Annotated in this window: 25 protein-coding genes and 1 riboswitch; of the genes, 12 read left to right on the forward strand and 13 right to left on the reverse strand. The window is 57.6% G+C overall.

The window, feature by feature from the left end; genetic code table 11:
• The first annotated feature begins 232 nt into the window (after positions 1–232).
• Entirely contained in the window at positions 233–1819 is a 1587-nt protein-coding gene (locus tag ACJ8PI_RS09885; protein WP_164134364.1) for an EAL domain-containing protein, read from the forward strand.
• 16 nt (positions 1820–1835) lie between these two features.
• Here ACJ8PI_RS09885 and ACJ8PI_RS09890 read toward each other — a convergent pair whose 3' ends face one another.
• Positions 1836–3380, reverse strand: a complete 1545-nt coding sequence (locus ACJ8PI_RS09890) for a TerC family protein (RefSeq protein ID WP_033634886.1) — start codon at positions 3378–3380, stop codon at positions 1836–1838.
• 563 nt (positions 3381–3943) lie between these two features.
• Between ACJ8PI_RS09890 and manX the strand changes: the two genes are divergently transcribed.
• The 5 genes from manX to mntP all read left to right on the forward strand — a co-directional run bounded on the left by manX (position 3944) and on the right by mntP (position 8114).
• Positions 3944–4903 (forward strand): PTS mannose transporter subunit IIAB, encoded by a 960-nt coding sequence (gene manX, locus ACJ8PI_RS09895; protein ID WP_033654424.1) that lies wholly within the window; start codon positions 3944–3946, stop codon positions 4901–4903.
• 56 nt (positions 4904–4959) lie between these two features.
• Positions 4960–5760 (forward strand): PTS mannose/fructose/sorbose transporter subunit IIC, encoded by an 801-nt coding sequence (locus ACJ8PI_RS09900; RefSeq protein ID WP_033634888.1) that lies wholly within the window; start codon positions 4960–4962, stop codon positions 5758–5760.
• 15 nt (positions 5761–5775) lie between these two features.
• A complete protein-coding gene (locus ACJ8PI_RS09905) occupies positions 5776–6618 on the forward strand; it encodes a PTS mannose transporter subunit IID (RefSeq protein ID WP_033634889.1) in 843 nt (280 codons plus the stop codon).
• A gap of 54 nt (positions 6619–6672) precedes the next feature.
• Complete coding sequence (locus ACJ8PI_RS09910; protein WP_033647681.1) at positions 6673–7131, forward strand: DUF986 family protein; 459 nt, start codon at positions 6673–6675, stop codon at positions 7129–7131.
• A gap of 218 nt (positions 7132–7349) precedes the next feature.
• Positions 7350–7533, forward strand: a riboswitch (yybP-ykoY riboswitch).
• Between the two features lie 11 nt (positions 7534–7544).
• Positions 7545–8114: a manganese efflux pump MntP gene (gene mntP, locus ACJ8PI_RS09915; protein ID WP_033647683.1), complete on the forward strand. Its 570-nt coding sequence runs from the start codon at positions 7545–7547 to the stop codon at positions 8112–8114.
• A 64-nt stretch (positions 8115–8178) separates the two neighbouring features.
• Here mntP and rlmA read toward each other — a convergent pair whose 3' ends face one another.
• Entirely contained in the window at positions 8179–8997 is an 819-nt protein-coding gene (gene rlmA / locus ACJ8PI_RS09920) for a 23S rRNA (guanine(745)-N(1))-methyltransferase (protein ID WP_164134363.1), read from the reverse strand.
• 161 nt (positions 8998–9158) lie between these two features.
• Between rlmA and pgeF the strand changes: the two genes are divergently transcribed.
• On the forward strand, positions 9159–9875 hold the full coding sequence (gene pgeF, locus ACJ8PI_RS09925) for a peptidoglycan editing factor PgeF (protein ID WP_033634893.1): 717 nt from the start codon (positions 9159–9161) through the stop codon (positions 9873–9875).
• A gap of 52 nt (positions 9876–9927) precedes the next feature.
• Here pgeF and cspE read toward each other — a convergent pair whose 3' ends face one another.
• The 3 genes from cspE to ACJ8PI_RS09940 all read right to left on the reverse strand — a co-directional run bounded on the left by cspE (position 9928) and on the right by ACJ8PI_RS09940 (position 12012).
• Positions 9928–10137, reverse strand: coding sequence for a transcription antiterminator/RNA stability regulator CspE (gene cspE / locus ACJ8PI_RS09930; protein ID WP_002221949.1), 210 nt, complete (start codon positions 10135–10137; stop codon positions 9928–9930).
• Positions 10138–10178: 41 nt separating this feature from the next.
• A complete protein-coding gene (locus tag ACJ8PI_RS09935; protein ID WP_002211058.1) occupies positions 10179–10295 on the reverse strand; it encodes a DUF2627 domain-containing protein in 117 nt (38 codons plus the stop codon).
• A gap of 682 nt (positions 10296–10977) precedes the next feature.
• Positions 10978–12012 carry an MBL fold metallo-hydrolase gene (locus ACJ8PI_RS09940; RefSeq protein ID WP_164134362.1) on the reverse strand — a complete coding sequence of 345 codons (1035 nt, stop codon included), beginning with the start codon at positions 12010–12012 and terminating at the stop codon, positions 10978–10980.
• Positions 12013–12232: 220 nt separating this feature from the next.
• Here ACJ8PI_RS09940 and ACJ8PI_RS09945 point away from each other — a divergent pair, with 220 nt between their 5' ends.
• On the forward strand, positions 12233–12523 hold the full coding sequence (locus tag ACJ8PI_RS09945) for a hypothetical protein (protein ID WP_033647690.1): 291 nt from the start codon (positions 12233–12235) through the stop codon (positions 12521–12523).
• 46 nt (positions 12524–12569) lie between these two features.
• On the opposite strand, the gene ACJ8PI_RS09950 is transcribed toward ACJ8PI_RS09945, so the two are convergent.
• The 3 genes from ACJ8PI_RS09950 to ACJ8PI_RS09960 all read right to left on the reverse strand — a co-directional run bounded on the left by ACJ8PI_RS09950 (position 12570) and on the right by ACJ8PI_RS09960 (position 14720).
• Positions 12570–13931 (reverse strand): amino acid permease, encoded by a 1362-nt coding sequence (locus ACJ8PI_RS09950; protein ID WP_033634896.1) that lies wholly within the window; start codon positions 13929–13931, stop codon positions 12570–12572.
• Positions 13932–14106: 175 nt separating this feature from the next.
• Entirely contained in the window at positions 14107–14343 is a 237-nt protein-coding gene (locus ACJ8PI_RS09955) for a DUF4060 family protein (protein WP_025303167.1), read from the reverse strand.
• Between the two features lie 74 nt (positions 14344–14417).
• Complete coding sequence (locus ACJ8PI_RS09960; RefSeq protein WP_004927682.1) at positions 14418–14720, reverse strand: phage protein NinX family protein; 303 nt, start codon at positions 14718–14720, stop codon at positions 14418–14420.
• A 170-nt stretch (positions 14721–14890) separates the two neighbouring features.
• Between ACJ8PI_RS09960 and fos the strand changes: the two genes are divergently transcribed.
• Entirely contained in the window at positions 14891–15298 is a 408-nt protein-coding gene (gene fos, locus ACJ8PI_RS09965) for a fosfomycin resistance glutathione transferase (protein ID WP_060430415.1), read from the forward strand.
• A 36-nt stretch (positions 15299–15334) separates the two neighbouring features.
• On the opposite strand, the gene ACJ8PI_RS09970 is transcribed toward fos, so the two are convergent.
• Both ACJ8PI_RS09970 and ACJ8PI_RS09975 read right to left on the reverse strand, forming a co-directional pair.
• Positions 15335–15610 carry a YebO family protein gene (locus ACJ8PI_RS09970; RefSeq protein WP_033647694.1) on the reverse strand — a complete coding sequence of 92 codons (276 nt, stop codon included), beginning with the start codon at positions 15608–15610 and terminating at the stop codon, positions 15335–15337.
• Positions 15611–15691: 81 nt separating this feature from the next.
• Positions 15692–15850, reverse strand: a complete 159-nt coding sequence (locus tag ACJ8PI_RS09975; RefSeq protein ID WP_004927688.1) for a PhoP/PhoQ regulator MgrB — start codon at positions 15848–15850, stop codon at positions 15692–15694.
• A gap of 161 nt (positions 15851–16011) precedes the next feature.
• Here ACJ8PI_RS09975 and ACJ8PI_RS09980 point away from each other — a divergent pair, with 161 nt between their 5' ends.
• Entirely contained in the window at positions 16012–16245 is a 234-nt protein-coding gene (locus ACJ8PI_RS09980) for a YobH family protein (RefSeq protein WP_004927690.1), read from the forward strand.
• A 40-nt stretch (positions 16246–16285) separates the two neighbouring features.
• Here ACJ8PI_RS09980 and ACJ8PI_RS09985 read toward each other — a convergent pair whose 3' ends face one another.
• Positions 16286–16525, reverse strand: a complete 240-nt coding sequence (locus ACJ8PI_RS09985) for a DUF2766 family protein (RefSeq protein WP_164134361.1) — start codon at positions 16523–16525, stop codon at positions 16286–16288.
• 184 nt (positions 16526–16709) lie between these two features.
• Here ACJ8PI_RS09985 and ACJ8PI_RS09990 point away from each other — a divergent pair, with 184 nt between their 5' ends.
• Together ACJ8PI_RS09990 and ACJ8PI_RS09995 are read left to right on the forward strand one after the other, a co-directional pair.
• On the forward strand, positions 16710–16922 hold the full coding sequence (locus ACJ8PI_RS09990; protein WP_004927694.1) for a YccJ family protein: 213 nt from the start codon (positions 16710–16712) through the stop codon (positions 16920–16922).
• A gap of 447 nt (positions 16923–17369) precedes the next feature.
• Positions 17370–17756, forward strand: coding sequence for a helix-turn-helix domain-containing protein (locus ACJ8PI_RS09995; protein WP_004927697.1), 387 nt, complete (start codon positions 17370–17372; stop codon positions 17754–17756).
• 21 nt (positions 17757–17777) lie between these two features.
• Here ACJ8PI_RS09995 and ACJ8PI_RS10000 read toward each other — a convergent pair whose 3' ends face one another.
• Together ACJ8PI_RS10000 and ACJ8PI_RS10005 are read right to left on the reverse strand one after the other, a co-directional pair.
• On the reverse strand, positions 17778–18131 hold the full coding sequence (locus ACJ8PI_RS10000; protein ID WP_033654431.1) for a DUF1304 domain-containing protein: 354 nt from the start codon (positions 18129–18131) through the stop codon (positions 17778–17780).
• A gap of 427 nt (positions 18132–18558) precedes the next feature.
• Complete coding sequence (locus ACJ8PI_RS10005; RefSeq protein WP_033634901.1) at positions 18559–19500, reverse strand: pirin family protein; 942 nt, start codon at positions 19498–19500, stop codon at positions 18559–18561.
• Positions 19501–19520 lie beyond the last annotated feature (20 nt).

Below are 19520 nucleotides of genomic sequence, written 5' to 3' on the forward strand. Positions count from 1 at the left end.
GTAATCAATTCATTGAACGTTTTAGTGACAATGTCACCAGAAAAAATCCTGCATTTTTCTCATCGATCCGGCGGTTAGCCTGCAAATTGGCCTTCTGTTTTACCAAACTGAAATAATTTACTGAGTTACCATCAATCTTGTATAACCTCAGGCTAGAATTAGCCGAGCGCAACTTAAGGATCAATCGCCTGACTGTGACTCGGAGCTGGATTACCGAACAAGGATTTACCGGATGTTGATGACCCACCTCGCCGCGTCCCGATATCGTTACTACCGTTGGCTGCTGGCCGGAGCGGTGGGCGCGGCTATTCTGTTGGTATCGCTGTATACCCGTTACTATCAAGAGGTCAAAAGCATCGAGTTGAGCCAACACACGTTGGCCACCCGCACCGTCGGCAAGCTCAACCAGTTGCTGACGCCGGCGCAGCTGCAGGCGGAACGCAGCATGGACATGCTGAACCAGTCCTGCGAGAACGTGTCATCTACCCTGCGCTTTCGCGCCGCGCAAAATCAGGCGCTGCGCGCCATGTTGCTGGTGAAGAACGGCATTATTTATTGCTCCAGCCTGTTTGGCGCCCGTCATTATCAGCTGGCCGCGGTGATGCCCTCCTTCGTCAACAGCGACGCCAGGCTGGCGCTGCGCCCCTCGCTGGCGGTGAGCAAAGGTCTGCCCACGCTGGTGCTGTGGACGCCATCGCCCCGCGATAAAACCAGCGGCGTGCTGCACGTATTCAATATCGAGCTGCTGTCCAACTTTTTACTCGAGCCGCAGGAGCCTTACGTTCAGCGCGTGGTGCTGAACGTGGCCGACAGCAGCCTGGAATACGGCCGCCGCGAAATCCTGAGCCGCGATACCCTGACCAACGATCTGCGCTACACCGCCGGTTCCGCGCTGTATCCGTTCTCGATTTCGCTGTTCGGCCCGCAGATCGGCATGCTGGCGCTTTCCGCCCTGCCGCGCCATATTCCGCTGGCGCTGCTGATCAGCCTGTTGGCCGCCTATGTGGTCTATCTGCTCACCGCCAACCGCATGAGCCTGTCTTATCACATCGGCCATGCCATCACCCATCGCGAGTTCCGCGTCTACTGCCAGCCGATCATCCACAGCGATACCGGGCGCTGCGCCGGCGTTGAGATGCTGCTGCGTTGGAAAAAGAAACGGCAAGGGTGGATCTCGCCCGACGTGTTTATTCCGCTGGCCGAGCAGCATGAGCTGATCATTCCGCTCACCCGCTACCTGATGAGCACCGTGACGGAAAATCTGCAGCTGTTCCCGCCCCGGCCGTCGTTCTACATCAGCATCAACGTCGCCGCCGAGCATTTTAAAACGCTCAATATCATCGACGATATTCGCCAGATTTGGCTGCCGGCGCACCCGATGCCCTCGCTGATGCTGGAGCTGACCGAACGCACCGCGCTGTCGGCAATTCAGCATGACCAGATCCGCACGCTGAAAGACATGGGGATCATGCTGGCCATCGACGATTTCGGCACCGGCCACAGCTCGCTGAGCTACCTGAAGAACCTCAGCCCGGACGTCTTGAAGATCGATCGCGGGTTTACCGCCGCCATCGGCACCGACGCGGTCAACGCCACGGTGACCGACACCATCATTACGCTGGCGCAGCGCCTGAAGCTGAAACTGGTGGCAGAGGGGGTGGAAACGGAGGAACAGGCCGACTATCTGCGCTCACGCGAGGTCAATGCCCTACAGGGATATTATTTCGCCAAGCCGATGCCGATCCACGTTTTCCCGCTGTGGTTGCAACAGTACGAATCGCGCGTCAGGAAAGCGGAAGAGGATCCGCCGGAGGCCTGAGCCCCCGGCGGGAGGGTTACGCGTGCGCCGTCTCGTCCAGGACGACGCGGGTAACGCGCACCAGTTCGATACGGTATTCGGACACCTCAACGATATCGAACCGCAGGTGGTTCAGCTCAATGCTATCTCCCGCCACCGGCATCTGCCCGTAGTGAGCCAACAGCAGCCCCGCCAAGGTGGCGTAGTCGGCGGTGGGGCTGACCAGGTCATCGCAGGCCAGCGCCTGTTCCAGCGAGTGCAGATCGGTTCCGCCCTTCACCAGCCAGCCGTCGCCTTCCGCCACGATGTCCGGCGTTTCGTCCTCGTCCGGGAATTCACCGGCAATCGCTTCCAGCACGTCCAGCGGCGTTACCAGCCCCTGCACCACGCCGAACTCGTTGGTGACCACCACCAGACGCCCTTTGGCGCGGCGCAGCACCGCCAGCAGCTTGATGACGTCCATGGTTTCCGGCACCACGATCGGCGGCGTGCGGGCGGCGAACTCGGCGATATCTTCCCCTTGCTCCAGCGCCACCAGCAGATCCTTGGCGCGTACCACGCCCACGATCTCATCCACCGAATCGCGGCACACCGGGAACAGGCTGTGCGGCGTATCCAGCAGCTGTGCGCGCACCTCCTCGCGGGAGCGCTCGCAGTCGACCCAGGAAATGTCGGTGCGCGGCGTCATCACGCTGCGCAATGAACGCGAGGCCAGCGTCAACACGCCGCTGATCATATAGCGCTCTTCCGCCGCAAAGGTTTCATCCCGCGGCAAGGCGACCGCATCGTCCGTCTGCTGCGCACGCTGCTGCCCCATCAGGCGCATGATCGCTTCCGCGGTGCGCTCGCGCATCGGACGACGCGCTTGATGCTTGATAAAGTTGCGACGCGCGATCTGGTTGAACAATTCAATCAGAATCGAGAAGCCGATAGCGGCATACAGGTAGCCTTTAGGAATGTGCAAACCGAAGCCTTCGGCGATCAGGCTCAGGCCGATCATCAACAGGAAGCTCAGGCACAGCACCACGATGGTCGGGTGCGCGTTGACGAAGTTGGTCAACGGCTTCGACGCCAACAGCATCACCGCCATCGCGATCACCACCGCCGCCATCATCACCGGCAGATCGTTCACCATGCCCACGGCGGTAATCACCGCGTCGAGCGAAAATACCGCGTCGAGGATCACGATTTGCACCACCACCGCCCAGAACTTGGCGTAACCGCGGTTAGCGCCGTCTTGATGCGTCTGCCCTTCCAGCCGTTCATGCAGCTCCATGGTGGCCTTGAACAGCAGGAATACCCCGCCGAACAGCAGGATCAAATCGCGGCCGGAGAAGCTGAAATCGCCGACGCTGAACAGCGGCGTGGTCAGGGTTACCATCCAGGAGATCACCGACAGCAGGCCCAAACGCATCAGCAATGCCAGCGACAGGCCGATAATGCGCGCCTTGTCGCGCTGCTTCGGCGGCAGCTTGTCGGCCAAAATGGCGATGAACACCAGGTTGTCGATGCCCAGCACGATTTCCAGCACCACCAGCGTCAGCAACCCCGCCCAAATAGAGGGGTCCATTAAAAATTCCATATCAGACTCCAGAGAAAAGTGGGAATGAGCGCACGCCGCTCAGACGTGACGATGCCGCCGCTGCATGGGTGCAGTCGACAATAGCAAGGTGACGGGATGGGATTGCCGGGAGATGGCCGAAGGGCCGAACAGCATATGCAACGCCAGCGGGTGGCGGGTGAAACCTGGGAAAACAGTAACTTCGGTGACAGTCCATAGGGAGGGCTGAGGCCCTTCACTCCTTAGTGATGAAAGAAGGAATTACTGTATCAGGATTTTTCTGGGGGACAAAGCGGCTTTTTCAACGGCGGTTTAGGGTGACGCCCCCGTCATGTCATCTGCGACAGCTAAGATTTCTCCGAGCATTCAATAGCGGAGCAGCGTCACAAAAAATATTTTTTCACTCACTAAAATAAATGTCGCGTTCGTGAAGTATTGCGCACAGGCATTTGAAACTGCGTGAGAAATGTTAGGCGTGCGTTTCTTTTTTTCTACCATAATGTATCTGAACCGCGGAAGTGACTGCCAAGACGGCGCGGAGAAACGACACAAACCGCGCCTGGAGTTCAACGAGGAGGTAGCGAGTGGCAATAGCTATTATCATCGGCACACACGGGGCTGCAGCGGAACAACTGCTGAAAACGGCGGAGATGCTATTGGGCGAGCAGGACAACGTCGCCTTTATAGACTTCGTTCCCGGTGAGAATGCCGAGACGTTAATCGTCAAGTACAACGAGAAAATCAGTGGGTTGGATACCAGCGGCGGCGTGCTGTTCCTGGTGGATACCTGGGGCGGCAGCCCGTTCAACGCCGCCAGCCGCATTGCGGTCGACAAGGAAAACTATGAGGTCGTCACCGGGGTCAACATTCCGATGCTGGTGGAAACCTTCATGGCGCGGGACGACAACCCCGCCTTCGATGAACTGGTGGCGCTGGCGTTGGAAACCGGCCGCGAAGGCGTGAAAGCGCTGAAAAAACCGCAGGAAGAACCCGCAAAACCCGCAGCACCCGTCGCCAAAGCCGCTGCCCCTCAGGCGCCGCTGGGGCCGAATGACCACATGAAAATCGGCCTGGCGCGCATCGATGACCGCTTGATTCACGGCCAGGTCGCTACCCGCTGGACCAAAGAGACCAACGTCAGCCGCATTATCGTCGTCAGCGATGAAGTCGCCGCCGACCATGTGCGCAAAACCCTGCTGACCCAGGTTGCCCCGCCGGGCGTCACCGCCCACGTGGTGGACGTGGCGAAGGCCATCCGCGTCTGGAACAACCCGAAATACGCCAACGACCGCGTGATGCTGTTGTTTACCAACCCGACCGACGTCTTGCGTCTGGTGGAGGGCGGCGTGGATATTCAATCTGTCAATATCGGCGGCATGGCGTTCCGTCAGGGGAAAACCCAGGTGAACAACGCCGTTTCCGTCGATGAAAAAGATATCGAAGCGTTTAAGAAACTGAACGATCGCGGTATCGAGCTGGAGGTGCGCAAGGTCTCGTCCGACAGCCGGCTAAAAATGATGGACCTGATTAACAAACTCAATTAGTGGCGCCAGCCGCTGATTATTTTACTCAGAGCTTTTTTGGTCATAGGAGAAGTGCAATGGAGATCACCACTCTTCAGATTGTGCTGATATTTATCGTTGCCTGTATCGCCGGGATGGGTTCCGTCCTCGACGAGTTTCAGTTCCACCGTCCGCTGGTCGCCTGTACTCTGATCGGCTTCATTCTCGGCGATATGAAAACCGGCATCATTATCGGCGGTACGCTGGAAATGATCGCCCTGGGCTGGATGAACATCGGCGCGGCGGTCGCGCCGGATGCCGCCCTGGCGTCCATCATCTCGACCATTCTGGTCATCGCCGGCGGGCAAAGCGTCGGCGCCGGTATCGCCCTGGCCATTCCGCTGGCGGCGGCCGGCCAGGTGTTGACCATCATCGTGCGCACCCTCACCGTGGCCTTCCAGCACGCGGCGGACAGCGCGGCGGAGCGCGGCAGCCTGCGGGCCATCACCTGGATCCACATCGGCGCCCTGCTGCTGCAGGCGATGCGTATCGCCATCCCGGCGGTCATCGTCGCCATCTCGGTTGGCACCGCCGGGGTACACGCCCTGCTCAACTCGATCCCGGAAGTGGTCACCAGCGGCCTGAACATCGCCGGCGGCATGATCGTGGTGGTCGGTTACGCGATGGTGATTAACATGATGCGCGCCGGCTACCTGATGCCGTTCTTCTACCTGGGTTTCGTGACCGCCGCCTTCACCAACTTCAACCTGGTGGCGCTCGGCGTCATCGGCGTGGTGATGGCCGTGCTGTACATCCAGCTCAGCCCGAAATACAACAAGTCTCAGGTTGTCCAGGCCGGCCCGGCTAACGCGAACGATCTCGATAACGAACTCGACTAGGAATAGGTGAGAGAAATGGTTGATACAACTGCTCAAAAGAAACTCACGCCGGCCGATATTCGCGGCGTATTCCTGCGCTCGAACCTGTTCCAGGGTTCGTGGAACTTCGAACGCATGCAGGCGCTGGGTTTTTGCTTCTCGATGGTACCGGTGATCCGTCGCCTGTATCCGGAAAACAATGACGATCGCAAACAGGCGATCAAGCGCCACCTCGAGTTCTTCAACACCCACCCTTACGTGGCGGCCCCGGTGCTCGGCGTAACCATGGCGATGGAAGAGCAACGCGCGAACGGCGCGCCGATCGACGACGGCGCGATCAACGGCATCAAGGTCGGTCTGATGGGGCCATTGGCGGGCGTCGGTGACCCGATCTTCTGGGGCACCGTGCGGCCGGTGTTCGCCGCGCTCGGCGCGGGCATCGCTATGAGCGGCAGCCTGCTCGGGCCAATCCTGTTCTTCGTGCTGTTCAACCTGGTGCGCCTGCTGACCCGCTACTACGGCGTGGCCTACGGTTACCGTAAAGGGGTGGATATCGTCAACGACATGGGCGGCGGCTTCCTGCAGAAACTGACGGAAGGGGCGTCCATTCTCGGCCTGTTTGTCATGGGGGCGCTGGTCAACAAGTGGACGCACGTGAATATCCCGCTGGTGGTGTCCAAGATCACCGACCAGACCGGGCATACCAACGTGACCACGGTGCAGACCATCCTCGACCAATTGATGCCGGGCCTGGTGCCGTTGCTGCTGACCTTCGCCTGTATGTGGCTGCTGCGCAAGAAAGTCAACGCGCTGTGGATCATCATCGGCTTCTTCGTCATCGGTATCTTTGGCTATTGGATTGGCCTGCTGGGCCTGTAATCGTTCGAAACGGCCGGGGGGCAACCCCCGGCTTTTTTATGTGTGGAGCAAGAGATGTCACTGACCGACGCCGTACTGATGCTGTTTATTACCCTGCTGTTGCTGTACTCGCTGTATGACGAATTCGGCATGGATCTGCTGAAAGGCAAAACGCGCCTCAAGGTGCTGCTCAAACGCCGCCACCGCCTCGACAGCCTGATTTTCGTCGGCCTGATCGCCATTCTGATTTACCGCAATGTCACCGACAATGGTGCGGTATTAACCACCTACCTGCTTATTTCCTTGGCGCTGCTCGCTATCTATGTTTCTTATATTCGCGCTCCCAAGATGGTGTTTAAAGCGCAGGGTTTTTTCTTCGCCAATGTGTTTGTTGAATATAACCGCATTAAAGCCATGAATTTATCGGAGGACGGTATTCTGGCCATCGACCTGGAACAGCGCCGGCTGTTGGTTCAGGTGACACACCTGGACGACCTGGAGAAGATTTATCAATTTTTCGTTGATAATCAATAGATAAATAAATAACCGCTTTGTTACCACTCAAACCTTGCGCGGCCTGTGGGTAATTAATGGGCTGCGTCACTTTCACTCTGACTATTATTTCCGCAACATTGTTACCCACGTCTACATTATATTCCCATATGAAATTAGATTAATGAAAACGAGTCTCAATTAAGCGCGAACATCACGCCAGAATAAAGTTGTCGGTGGCGGAAATAATATGGTATGGTTGCGCCGTCATTGGGGAGTAGCCGGTTTCTGGAGAATAAAACGCCAGAAACGCCCGTATCAACATACTCGTTTCGCCGTATGAAACGTGGTGCGGGCAGCCAGGTAAGGTTGGCGAGACCATAGACACGTAACTCCGTCGTTTGGTTGGGGGTGGGTTACGTGTATATGGAGCCACCCGGCCGAGGCTATTTCACATGAACCTTTCAGCAACACTCATTCTCGCTTTCGGCATGTCCATGGATGCTTTCGCCGCTTCGATCGGCAAAGGCGCCAGCCTGCATCAACCCCGTTTCCGCGAAGCGATCCGCACCGGCCTGATCTTCGGCGTGGTCGAAGCGATCACCCCGCTCATCGGTTGGGCCATCGGCCTGTTCGCCAGCCAATACATCATGGAATGGGATCACTGGGTCGCCTTCTCGCTGCTGTTCATTCTCGGCATGCGCATGATTGTCGAAGGGGTGCGCAACAAGCCCGATGAAGAAGAGAAGGTCAAACGCCACGGTTTCTGGATCTTGGTGGCTACCGCTATCGCCACCAGCCTCGACGCCATGGCTATCGGCGTCGGCCTGGCCTTCCTGCAGGTCAATATCGTGCACACCGCCATGGCCATCGGTTGCGCCACCATGATCATGGCGACGCTGGGCATGATGATCGGCCGCTTTATCGGCCCGCTGCTGGGCAAACGCGCCGAGATCCTCGGCGGCGTGGTGCTGATCGGTATCGGCGTCAACATTCTGCTGGAGCATCTTGGCTACCTGGCCTGAGGCGCTCGCGCTACAAAAAAACCTGCCGCGGCAGGTTTTTTTGTTTCTGGGCTCACTGCGCCTGTTAAGCACGGCGCCGGTACAACGCTAGCACGAAATCCGTTTCGCACTCAAACTCGCCGCCGTGCGCCAGCCGCTGCTGCACCTCCGGCGTAGCACGCCAGGCGAACGGCGTCATCTGCAGCAGGTTAGCAGCCTGTGCGCCCGGCAGGGCCATCGTATAGGCCAATGCCTCTTTACGCTCACACTCGAATCCATCGAACTGTTCGTCCTGTTCGGCATGCAGCTGCGCCTGCTGGTACACCTGCTCTTTCAGCTGGTACAGATGACGCGGGCCCGGCGAAACCGTCACCACCACGCCGCCCGGCTTCACCACTCGCGCCAGCTCCGCCGCCTTGCAGGGCGCATAGATGCGCAACACCGCATCCAGCGCCCCGTCGGCGAACGGCAGACGGTGGCTGGAGGCGACGCAGAACGAGACCGCAGGATAACGTTTGGCGGCGTAGCGGATCGCTACCTTGGCGACGTCCAGCCCATAGACCGCCATATTGCGCGCCTGCGCCAGCCGTGCGGCCACGGCGGCGGTGTAATACCCTTCCCCACAGCCTATATCCAATAACGCGCCTGCATCGGCCGCCAGCGCCAAATCCAGCCACTCTGCCACCTGCTGTTGCAGCGGCTGATAAAAACCGCCGTCGAGAAACGCGCGCCGCGCCTGCATCATTTCCGCGCTGTCTCCCGGCTGCTTCGATCGCTTGTGCTGTACCGGCAGCAGATTGACGTAGCCTTCTTTGGCTTGATCGAACTGATGATTGCCGTCGCAACGCCAGCGTTGCGATGAGAAATGCAGCGGTTGATGACACAGAGGGCATTGATAGGACATGAATGGGCTTCCAGAAAGACAGGGCGCGGCTAGTCTAAAGAAGGCGTCGGCTCGATGCAAGGCGCATCCCTGCTCGCTGCGGCCGCCAACAACACCTGGTCAAGCGGGGAAAAAGCTGGCTACACTGTGAGTCTGTTTTCTCACGCAGGTGAAAATAACTTATGAGCGATCGTTCCGCGCTGCTCGATGCGGTGCCCCACATTCAGCACGGCTTCGGCAGCAAACTCGCGCTGCTGCCGGGGCATCTGCTGCCCTACAGCGCCACGCTGCCGGAAAAGAAGCAGGTGCACGGCACCCGTATCGTCGAGGTGCTGCAACCGGCGCAGGCGTGCGGTGAAGCCGACGGCTTCTACACCCGCCAGCCCGGCATTCTGCTCGGCGTGCTGACGGCGGACTGTCTGCCGGTGCTGTTCAGCCGCCGCGACGGCGGCGCCATCGCCGCGGTTCATGCCGGCTGGCGCGGGTTGCTGGACGGCATTCTGGAACAGATGGCAGCGCGCATTCGCCAGGACGGCGACACCGCCGACTGGGTGGTATCTATCGGCCCAGCCGCCGGCGCGTGCTGCTACGAAGTCGACGAAGCGCTGGTGGAGAATTTTAAACAGCGCCTGCCGCTGCCCGCCACGCTGATCAGCCCGCATTACCGGCATCTGGATTTGGCCGCGATTGCCGAACACAAGCTGGCGGCGCTGGGCTTCGCCGCCGTTGACCGCGCCGGCAGTTGCACCATCTGCACGCCCGACGTCGACCCGCAGCGGCCGCAGCGCTTCAAGTACACCAGCTATCGCCGCAACAGCCACCGGCGCGCGCAGGATCCGACGCATCCGGGGATCAAAGGCCGCAACCAGTATGCCGGCATCATCATCGCCGCCGGATGACGGAAACGAAAAAGCCCGCGCGGAGGCGGGCTTTTTGTACAGCTGACGCTGATTAGATAGCAGTAACGTTTACTGCAGATGGGCCTTTCTGGCCATCTTGGATTTCGAACTCAACGTTCTGGCCTTCAGCCAGGGTTTTGAAGCCGTTACCCTGGATTGCAGAGAAGTGTACGAACACGTCTTTGCTGCCGTCAGCCGGGGTGATGAAACCGAAACCTTTAGACTCGTTGAACCACTTAACTTGACCTTTGATCTTTGCCATCTTGAGTATTTCCTTTGGATTGTTTAAACCGCCCGTGGGCGTTACATAGACAAACTAGAGTCGTTACTGCTTGAGGCACTAAGATAAGGATCGGCAGAGAAGCGGTATTCAACGCTAACGTCTTTACTCAGAACTTCTTTACTGAAAATGCCACACATATACAGAACTGTACCTCGTTTTACCCAGATGCGTTATCACATACTCTGTATGCGATGGCAAGCCATTTTTAATCACTGAACGACATGTCGCACATATTTGAAACGGTCGAGCGCCGCATTTGCTTAAATAGCCCAAAAGATGTTGAAGCATCGGCTATTTTCTGCTTGCCAAAATCACTGCGCCAGACCCCGCATTCTGATAGCGTTTTAACAAAACTTTCATCGTTTTGACGCCTCTCCTTCTCGGCACTTTCGCTTTTTTGCCGCTTATAGCGTTAAAAAATTTGAATCTTTATGGAATGTCATATGCAACATTTGAATATCGATGAACGGGGGCCAATTTATTCAATGCTCCTCCGACCCTTTAGCGCCCGAAAGCGCATTCATCGTCGGTCTTTAACCCTGCCGCCACAGGGTGAGAATCCCATCGCGTCGGAAGGCGCAAGTGAAGCGGGTACCGCGGGCAACGGTTGCATAAGCATGCAACCTCCAGACGCCTCTCCCGCTGGCCGGTTGTTTCATCCTAAATAATCCGAAAGCCACGAATCTGAATAACCGGAATAATCTTATGAATAGCGAAAGTGTGGCATGGAATTAAATCTTGAAGATCGGGTGGTTATTTGAATCACCACCCGTGCTTATCGATTCTGCTAATTACCGCCACGCTTTCAAACCCTTGATCTTATTCTTTCCCCGGTACCGCAGGGCGAAGAGAGAACGCTTGCTGCGAGTCCTGCACCGCGATGCGCTCGCCAATCTTCAGCGGGTGGAATTGATGCTGATCCAGCCCCGCCTCGCTCAGCGCCAGGTTCAACTGCTGCGGCGGCTCGTCCAGCGATTCATCCGCCAATTCGAATACCCCCCAATGGATGGGAATGGCGCGCGGCTGATTCAGCTCGCGATACAACGTCACCGACTGCTGCGGATCCATATGCTGCTCCTGCATGAACCAGCGCGGCGCATAGGCGCCAATCGGCAGCGCCGCCACGTCGAACGGCCCCAGCCGTTGACCGATCTCCGCCAGCCGTTCCGAATAGCCGCTGTCGCCGGAAAAATAAAACCGCAGCGCCGGATGGTGGATCACCCAGCCGCACCACAACGAGCGATTGCGATCCCACAGCGTGCGCATGCTCCAATGCCGCGCCGGCGTGGCGTAGACCGTCAGTTCGCCCAGCGACAGGCTCTGCCACCAGTCCAGTTCATGCACCTTCAGCCGATAGCGGCGAAACCAGCGCTTCAATCCGAGCGGCACGATAAACTCGGCCTGTGGAAAGCGCCGCGCCAGCTGCCGCACCGTGCGCCTGTCGAGATGATCATAATGATTATGGGAGATCAGCACCGCATCCACCGCCGGCAGTTGCCCCACCGTCAGCGGCGTCGGCGTTCTGCGCTTCGGGCCGTAGAAGCTCAGCGGCGATGCGCGTTCAGACAACACCGGGTCGATCAGGATATAGCGCCCGCCCAGCCGCAGCAGCATTGACGCATGCCCAAGCCACCAAATGCTGTCATCGCCACCGCTGAGATCGGCGGGTTGCCACCAACGCTCGGTAAATTGCGCGTAGCCCTGCTGCGGCGGCCTGGGCAGCCCCTGCCGCTTGCGTTCATCCTGCCAACGCTGCAGGTCGCCCTCCTGGCGCTGCGAGGGTTCCGGGTTGCGAAATCCCTCCGGCGTGTGATGCGCCTTGGCCGCGTCGTAATAACGGTTGATTCTCTTCATCCTGCCTTTTCTCCCGACCACTGCGCCCTGCACGGGCATGACTTTCAGTGTAACAAACCCGATGAAGCTCGCACTTTGTCAGCCGTGCGCTGCATCTCGGGACCTTTTGCCGTATGCTGTTGTCTCACTCCGGTGAGACAGCCAGGGCCGCCAAGAGCCCGTTAAGACTCTCTTAAGATCTTTGTGATTGACTTGTAGGGCATACAGAAAAGGAGAAGTTATGAGTCGTTCTACATCCCGCAAATCAGGCATCGGCCTGGGGCGCCGTATTCGCAGCGCGCTGCTGGCGCAGAAGCAATACTGGAAAATGTATTTCGCCATGAAGCTGCGCCGTCTGCGCGTACCTGCCCCGCTGGTGGTGCTGGGCGGTTCGCTGCTCGGATTCTTCATGCTGACCCTGCTGATGCTCAGCGTGGTCGCCATCGACGTGATCAGCACCCTGCTGCTGCTGTGTCGGAAACTGCTGGGGCGGGGGCATAGTGAGGGGCGCGCCTTTATGCCGCGCGGCTAACGAGAAAAGAAGCGGAGGCGCGCAATACGCCTCCGCAGCATACCGATTAACGCTTGGCGCCTTTACGGCGCGTCAGCATAAACCCGCACCACAGCACCGCAATCCACACCGGCATCAGCAACACCGAAATGCGGATCCCTTCGCTGAAATACATAATCACCAGAATCAGGCTGAGGAACGCCAGGCACAGGTAGTTGCCGAACGGGTACCACAGCGCCTTAAAGCTGGGAATGACGCCCTGGCGGTTCTTGGCGGCGCGGAATTTCAGGTGCGCCAGGCAGATCATCACCCAGTTGATCACCAACGTTGAAACCACCAGCGCCATCAGCAGCTCAAACGCCTTGCCGGGCATCAGGTAGTTAATCAGCACGCCGATCGAGGTAATCAACGCCGATAGCGCAATGGACAGCACCGGCACGCCGCGCTTGTTAACCCGCGTCAGCGCCTGCGGCGCATTGCCCTGGCTGGCCAGCCCGAACAACATGCGGCTGTTGGCATAAACGCCGCTGTTGTAGACCGACAGCGCGGCGGTCAGCACCACCACGTTGAGCACGGTCGCCACCAGATTGCTGTTCAGCGCATGGAAAATCAGCACGAACGGGCTGCCCCCCTCCACCACTTGCCCCCACGGATAGAGCGACAGCAGCACGGTCAGCGAGCCGATATAGAAGATCAGAATGCGGTACACCACCTGATTGGTGGCTTTGGGAATGCTGCGGCGCGGATCGGCGGCTTCCGCCGCGGTGATGCCGACCATTTCCAGGCCGCCGAACGAGAACATGATCACCGCCATCGCCATCACCAGCCCAGAGAAGCCGTGCGGCATAAAGCCGCCCTGCTGCCACAGGTTGGTGATGCTGGCCTGCGGGCCGCCGTTGCCGCTGACCAACAGCCAGGCGCCGAACACGATCATGCCGACAATCGCCACCACTTTGATGATGGCGAACCAAAACTCGGTTTCGCCGTACAGGCGCACGTTCACCAGGTTAATCAGGTTGATCAGCACGAAAAACAGCGCGGCGGAGGCCCAGGTGGGGATCTCCGGCCACCAGTACTGAATGTAGATGCCGACAGCGGTCAGTTCCGCCATGCCGACCAGAATGAACATCGCCCAATAGTTCCAGCCGGAAAGAAAGCCGGCGAAGTCGCCCCAATATTTATAGGCAAAGTGGCTGAACGATCCGGCGACCGGCTCCTCCACCACCATTTCGCCCAGCTGGCGCATGATTAAAAACGCGATAAAACCACCGATGGCGTAACCCAACAGCACGGCGGGGCCGGCCATTTTAATGGTTTGCGCAATGCCGAGAAATAAACCGGTACCGATGGCGCCCCCGAGGGCAATAAGCTGTATATGTCTGTTTTTTAAGCCGCGTTTTAGCGGAGTATCCTGATGCTGACCGCCCATCTTATCCTCATATGGCGTACACCCTTGCCGCTATCGGCCAAGATTTCACCAATCAATAAATGTATCTGCGGGCGGCTTTTTAACACTTAACCCCGTGAGCATCAAGGAGAAGCGCCCCGAGACGGCAGGCCGGAGCGCGATTTTTTAACCGTGAGAAAGCATGCAACGGTGGCGTTCAGCCAGGCATACCGCACAGTTTGGTCAGGTTGCGCGCGCCGATCATCAGCGTGGCGACATAGGATTGGCGACGCGTGACCACTTCCACCGCCACGCGATCGTTTTGATATTTTATCAGGTAGGTCGAGGGCCAGCCCTGACGGCGCTGGCCGAAGCTTTCGGCATGACGATCGATCGCCGCATGGGCAATCACCAGATGAGACAAGTTTTTATCACCTTTGATAATGCGCTTCATAAACAGCCTCCGCCAACGACAGCTCTGTTATTAGAAAAAGGAGAAACTCTTACCAATCACCGGTATTGTTCGACTCAGTTAGCCTGTCGGCTCATCAGGAAGCAGATCATCGCCGCGCGCAGCGGGCTGGCGCTGTCCGCCTGCCATTCACCGCCCTGGGTGCTCATGCGCGCCTGCCATTGCGGGCTGTCGCTTTGGTTATCGGGGTTCAGACTGATTTTGTTGGCGCAAATGATCGGCCAGGCATCGGAGGGATTCTTGCAGTAATCTTTACCTTTCACACCACCGTAGGGATACCACTTGTCCGGGTTCTCTCCGGTCAGCAGCGCGATGCTGCGGTTCACTTCGGCATCGCTTTCTTCGTACCATTTAATCATCGGCTTCATCCATCTTTCGTAAGGTTCGCGCTACATTACGATGTCTGTACGACAGTTTTATGACAGCGCCGCCGGTTTTCACATTATCTCTACTAATGCTTTGCCCCCTTTATCTTTCCTGAGCGCCTGCGTACACTTTTCTCTCTGTTCTGCGCCCAGGAAACGCATGCATGTTGACCGGCCTCAACCATCTGACGCTTGCCGTCAGCGATCTCGATCGCAGCTTCGATTTTTATCGTCATCTGTTGGGGTTTACCCCGCACGCCCGCTGGCAAGGCGGCGCCTATCTTTCGTTGGGGCCGTTGTGGCTATGCCTGTCGCTGGATGAAAAGCGCACGCAACAACACGAGCGCGATTACACCCATTACGCCTTCAGCGTAGCGCCGGAACACATTGAACAGGCCAGCCAGCGGTTGCGCCAGGCCGGCGTCAAAGAGTGGAAAAGCAATCGCAGCGAAGGCGAATCGCTTTATTTTCTCGATCCTGATGGGCATCAATTGGAGATCCATGCCGGCGATTTGGCCAGCCGCCTGGCGGCATGCCGGGAAAAACCTTATCAGGGCATGGTGTTTTACTGAGGCGCCCCGGCGGCAGCGCCAGCCGGAGCATCATGCTCAACGTTCGGGGATAAAACCTTTGAAATCCAGCGCGGGGCTGAGATCGTCGTCGTCAGCAGCAGCGCCGTCAGTGCCAGCGCGGTGCGCCATACGCTTCAACAGCGCCGTTTGCTGACGCTGTTGCTCGGCAATCTCTTGCAGCAGGCGAATCTGCTCGTTGGCGCGCACGCTGGCGCGGTTCACCAGGAACCAAACCCACAGCCCGGCCAGCAACGCCACGGCGGCGAGGGCCAGCGACAACAGGCCGTTCTGGCCAAAACCTAAATCGTACATGAAAAAACCTATCTACTGCGACATTCAGGCCGCCATCTTAACACTCGCGGCGGCCGTGCGAACATCCCTGCCGAAAATTGCTTACCAGGGCACGAAGCGGGTCACCGAACAGATGCCCAACGCAAAATTTCCACCATCGTCGCAATAGCTGTCCAGCGCCAGCAGGTAGAAAAACAGGCAGGCAGCGACGGCCGTCATTATCACGAGGATTTTTTTTCGCAACAAATTTAGCAGCCTCATTGTTATCTGGGTAATCTATCGCGCATGTTATCACAGCGAAGTTAAACGAAGTTTAACTTTTCGTTTAGATTTCTGGCTATCGCCCGGTTTTCAGACTGTTACCCTTGCCCTCGCATGCGCGCCGTGGCTAGATGCTCCCTCAGGGACAACGAGGAAATGCGATGAGTAAATTGATTAAGTGGGTACTGGTGTTGGCGGTCATTTACGGCGGCTTTTTGATCTCGGGCTACGGCGTGCTGATCGGCAGCAACAAAAACGTTGGCGGGTTGGGATTGCAGTGCAAATACCTGACGGCGCGTAACGTGGCGATAGCCCAGTACGTGAATGGCGACAACGGTTTCATCGGCGTAGCCGACTGCCCGCTGTTCAAGAAAATCGAAACGGTGGTGGATTAACCGCCACCGCCCGACGCCGCCGCTCTGCGGCGGCCCCGCCTCAGTTGCGGGTAAACTTCATCTCGATCAGCGCAATCGCCTTGTCAATCGCTCGGCGGGTCACCGGATCGGCGCCAGCAGGGTGCGTGGAGAAATCGATGCTTTTGAGCTGATCCGCCATCTTGTCGCGCACTTCGGTCGGCGCAATCACGTCGATAACGTCCAGAATCTGTTTGATGACCAGTTGGCAAGCGACCAGATCGGAAGCCAATTCCTGCTCGTTGCTCAGCATGTCAGACATAATAACTTTCCTTCTTGATTCAAACGCCGCACAGAATAGCATGGCGTCCGCGCCATTGCCCGCTCTCCCCGTCTTTTTCCCCCTTCTGCGCACCGCCGGGCAAAAGCCCGCGGCGGATTAGCCTATACTTGCAGCATGACGGTGGCAAAAACCACCCCCAAGCCACAACCAACAGGAGAAAGTTATGGCGAATCACAATGTGAAATCCTGGGCGACAGTGCGTGAAACTTCGGTGGAGATCGCCGAAGCCATTTTTGAACTGGCAGGGAACGACGAAGTGTTGGCGCAGAAAATCTGGGAAGAAGGCAGCGACGAAGCGCTGGAGAAAGCCTTTGCCAAAACCACCGCCGACCAGCTTTATTGGGGAGAGGAAACCGTCGAGCGGAAAAACGTTTGAGCGCCTGCGCAACAAAAAGCCCGGGTTTCTGACCCAGGCTTTCCCGATTGGCGTTCGCCCCGCTCAGCGGCGTGCAATATCTCTTGCTCTCACGGTTCTTCACCTCCCACACCTTCCGCGTTTTTCATGCTCATCACCGGCATCGCCATAAAAGCGCCGACGCCCACGATTACAACCAGAGTAATAATCACTGTCATTAACATGCGATCACCCCATCAACGTTGAGTTGTTACGGCTGACTCTGTTTTGGCGGTTACTTGCTGCGGCCTTCTTTGCGTCCCCCACCGAGGCGGTGACCGTCTCAGATTAGCCGTTTTTCCTTTCGGCTGACAAGCGGCGGTTACGCGGTTTTTCCGAATAATTGCCGCCAGACACCGGCGGCGTTTTTGTCCACGGCGGCAAGTTGTGTATACTTCACCGCTATGTAGGTCTCACACTGACGCACTGATGATACAAGAACACCACCTCTCATTGGTCTGCGCCCTCAGCAAATGGGTCGAAACTCACCTCGGACGAGTGATCCATCTCGAAGAGCTGGCCGAGTACTCCGGCTACTCGCTGTGGCACATGCAGAAGCTGTTCAAAGAAGCGACGGGAATTTCGCTCGGCAAATACATTCGCGAACGCCGTCTGGCCGGCGCGGTCTACCAACTGCGCAGCAGTGAAGCGTCGATCTTCGATATTGCCCTGGACTTTGGCTTCGGTTCACAGTCTCACTTCACGTACATGTTCAGAAAGCGTTTTAATATCACGCCCTATGATTTCCGCCAGGATTTGAGCGTCGATCTGCATATCGATCCGCCGCTGCACGTCATTCACCAAAAATCCGCCTGAAGCCCGCCGCAAACCGGCGGGTTAACGCGCCGCCCATGCAGCCAGTATCGCGATCGCGGCCGGCAGCGCCTGCACCCACAGAATTTTGCGGCTGGCGGTCAGCCCGCCGAACACGCCGGCCGCCAACACGCACCCGAGAAAGAACAGCTGCAGCGCCATATCCCCACGCCAGTAGCTCCATGCCAACCCCACCGCCAGAAAGCCGTTGTACAACCCCTGATTGGCGGCCAGCACCCGGGTGGCGGCGGCGAACTCCGCCGTCGTGCCGAATGCGCGCCTGCCGAGTGGCGTACGCCACAGGAACATTTCCAGCACCAGGATATAAAGATGGAGCGCTGCGATGAGCAGCAGCAAAATATCGGCAAAGAGCTTCATGAGGATCCCGGTCGTTTATTGAAGATGTCATCAATTATAAACTCCGCCTCTCATCTTCCCATCGGCGGAGATAAAAAAACCCGCCGAGGCGGGTTTATGCAGGAGTCATTTTTTGAGGTTAGTTTAATACGGCGACCAACAATGCCGCGACAGAGGCCCAAAACAGCGCCGTGGCAACCACGACATGGGACAGTCTTGCACGATAGAGTACCTGGCTCATAATGACCTCACTGACATCTGACTAACGGGAGACAACCTTACTTCCTGAGGATTATCCTAAACTTCTTCTCGCTGTCATTATATGCGCCAGATCACTTTTCCGCCGATAAACCTTATATTGTCGTAAAGCTGGAGCCGCGATCACATTAATTGCGCCTTATTAGAGCGAAATAAGCCGAATAATCGCGGCGATTATATCCTAATGCTATCAAACATCGCTCCAGGGCAGGCGTGGCGCGGTCATGCGCTCACCAGAATAACCGCTAACCGCCGGGAAGCGCGGCGCCCCTTGTTCCCAATCATGCTGAGCCCGAGTAATTTCAGCCTTGCTATGGCCAACGAAATTCCACCAGATAAGGATCTCTTCGTTTAATGGCGCCCCACCGATTAATAATCCCCGGCTCCCCTTTTGCGCATTTAACCCAATAGAGTTATTCTTCATGCCCAAATAGGCGAACTCATCAGGTGAAAAAGTTTCACCATTAAGTTCAAATGCACCAATAAGGGGCAAAAAGCCGATTTCATAATCATCGCGCAGCGGCAATTCGATCCTCGCCGCTTCCTGCCATTCCAGGTCAATGGCGATTAATGGCGAAAGCGTAAACACCGGTGAACGGTAAGCGCCAAATTCCCCAACCAGCAAACGGTGATTCACGCCGTTATTCTGCCATTGCGGCAAGTCAGGATAATGATCGAAGCGTGGCGCCATGTCGGCATGTTCGGCCGGCAGCGCGATCCATAATTGTGCGGCATGCAATCGCCGTTGCTCACCCACCGACTGTTCGGTATGCGCAATGCCGCGCCCTGCGGTCATCAGATTAACCTGGCCCGGGCGAATCACCTGCTCACTGCCGAGGCTGTCTCGGTGCAGCACCTCCCCCTCTATCATCCAGGTGAACGTTTGCAGCCCGATGTGCGGATGCGGCCCCACATCCATGCCGGGCGAAGTGCCGTTGAATACCGTCGGCCCGGCGTGATCGAGAAAACACCAGGCGCCGACGGTGCGCCGCTCCCGGGTTGGTAACGCACGGTTGATCGGGATGCCCCCCACTTCTGCGTTACGCACGGCAATACGTTGTATCTGGCGCACGCCGTCAACGACAGGGCATTCGCGTGCAGGTGAAGAGAGCGTAGGACGTGACTGACTCATCGCAAAGACCTCCTGAATGG

The organism is Serratia sp. CY82433, from assembly GCF_052166535.1.
GTDB lineage: Bacteria > Pseudomonadota > Gammaproteobacteria > Enterobacterales > Enterobacteriaceae > Serratia > Serratia sarumanii.

Coding starts and splice junctions, on each gene's coding strand:
- ACJ8PI_RS09885 (WP_164134364.1), top strand. CDS start 233: ATGTTGATGACCCACCTCGCCGCGTCCCGATATCGTTACTACCGTTGG.
- ACJ8PI_RS09890 (WP_033634886.1), bottom strand. CDS start 3,380: ATGGAATTTTTAATGGACCCCTCTATTTGGGCGGGGTTGCTGACGCTG.
- ACJ8PI_RS09900 (WP_033634888.1), top strand. CDS start 4,960: ATGGAGATCACCACTCTTCAGATTGTGCTGATATTTATCGTTGCCTGT.
- ACJ8PI_RS09905 (WP_033634889.1), top strand. CDS start 5,776: ATGGTTGATACAACTGCTCAAAAGAAACTCACGCCGGCCGATATTCGC.
- ACJ8PI_RS09910 (WP_033647681.1), top strand. CDS start 6,673: ATGTCACTGACCGACGCCGTACTGATGCTGTTTATTACCCTGCTGTTG.
- mntP (WP_033647683.1), top strand. CDS start 7,545: ATGAACCTTTCAGCAACACTCATTCTCGCTTTCGGCATGTCCATGGAT.
- rlmA (WP_164134363.1), bottom strand. CDS start 8,997: ATGTCCTATCAATGCCCTCTGTGTCATCAACCGCTGCATTTCTCATCG.
- pgeF (WP_033634893.1), top strand. CDS start 9,159: ATGAGCGATCGTTCCGCGCTGCTCGATGCGGTGCCCCACATTCAGCAC.
- cspE (WP_002221949.1), bottom strand. CDS start 10,137: ATGGCAAAGATCAAAGGTCAAGTTAAGTGGTTCAACGAGTCTAAAGGT.
- ACJ8PI_RS09935 (WP_002211058.1), bottom strand. CDS start 10,295: ATGTGTGGCATTTTCAGTAAAGAAGTTCTGAGTAAAGACGTTAGCGTT.
- ACJ8PI_RS09940 (WP_164134362.1), bottom strand. CDS start 12,012: ATGAAGAGAATCAACCGTTATTACGACGCGGCCAAGGCGCATCACACG.
- ACJ8PI_RS09945 (WP_033647690.1), top strand. CDS start 12,233: ATGAGTCGTTCTACATCCCGCAAATCAGGCATCGGCCTGGGGCGCCGT.
- ACJ8PI_RS09950 (WP_033634896.1), bottom strand. CDS start 13,931: ATGGGCGGTCAGCATCAGGATACTCCGCTAAAACGCGGCTTAAAAAAC.
- ACJ8PI_RS09955 (WP_025303167.1), bottom strand. CDS start 14,343: ATGAAGCGCATTATCAAAGGTGATAAAAACTTGTCTCATCTGGTGATT.
- ACJ8PI_RS09960 (WP_004927682.1), bottom strand. CDS start 14,720: ATGATTAAATGGTACGAAGAAAGCGATGCCGAAGTGAACCGCAGCATC.
- fos (WP_060430415.1), top strand. CDS start 14,891: ATGTTGACCGGCCTCAACCATCTGACGCTTGCCGTCAGCGATCTCGAT.
- ACJ8PI_RS09970 (WP_033647694.1), bottom strand. CDS start 15,610: ATGTACGATTTAGGTTTTGGCCAGAACGGCCTGTTGTCGCTGGCCCTC.
- ACJ8PI_RS09975 (WP_004927688.1), bottom strand. CDS start 15,850: ATGAGGCTGCTAAATTTGTTGCGAAAAAAAATCCTCGTGATAATGACG.
- ACJ8PI_RS09980 (WP_004927690.1), top strand. CDS start 16,012: ATGAGTAAATTGATTAAGTGGGTACTGGTGTTGGCGGTCATTTACGGC.
- ACJ8PI_RS09985 (WP_164134361.1), bottom strand. CDS start 16,525: ATGTCTGACATGCTGAGCAACGAGCAGGAATTGGCTTCCGATCTGGTC.
- ACJ8PI_RS09990 (WP_004927694.1), top strand. CDS start 16,710: ATGGCGAATCACAATGTGAAATCCTGGGCGACAGTGCGTGAAACTTCG.
- ACJ8PI_RS09995 (WP_004927697.1), top strand. CDS start 17,370: ATGATACAAGAACACCACCTCTCATTGGTCTGCGCCCTCAGCAAATGG.
- ACJ8PI_RS10000 (WP_033654431.1), bottom strand. CDS start 18,131: ATGAAGCTCTTTGCCGATATTTTGCTGCTGCTCATCGCAGCGCTCCAT.
- ACJ8PI_RS10005 (WP_033634901.1), bottom strand. CDS start 19,500: ATGAGTCAGTCACGTCCTACGCTCTCTTCACCTGCACGCGAATGCCCT.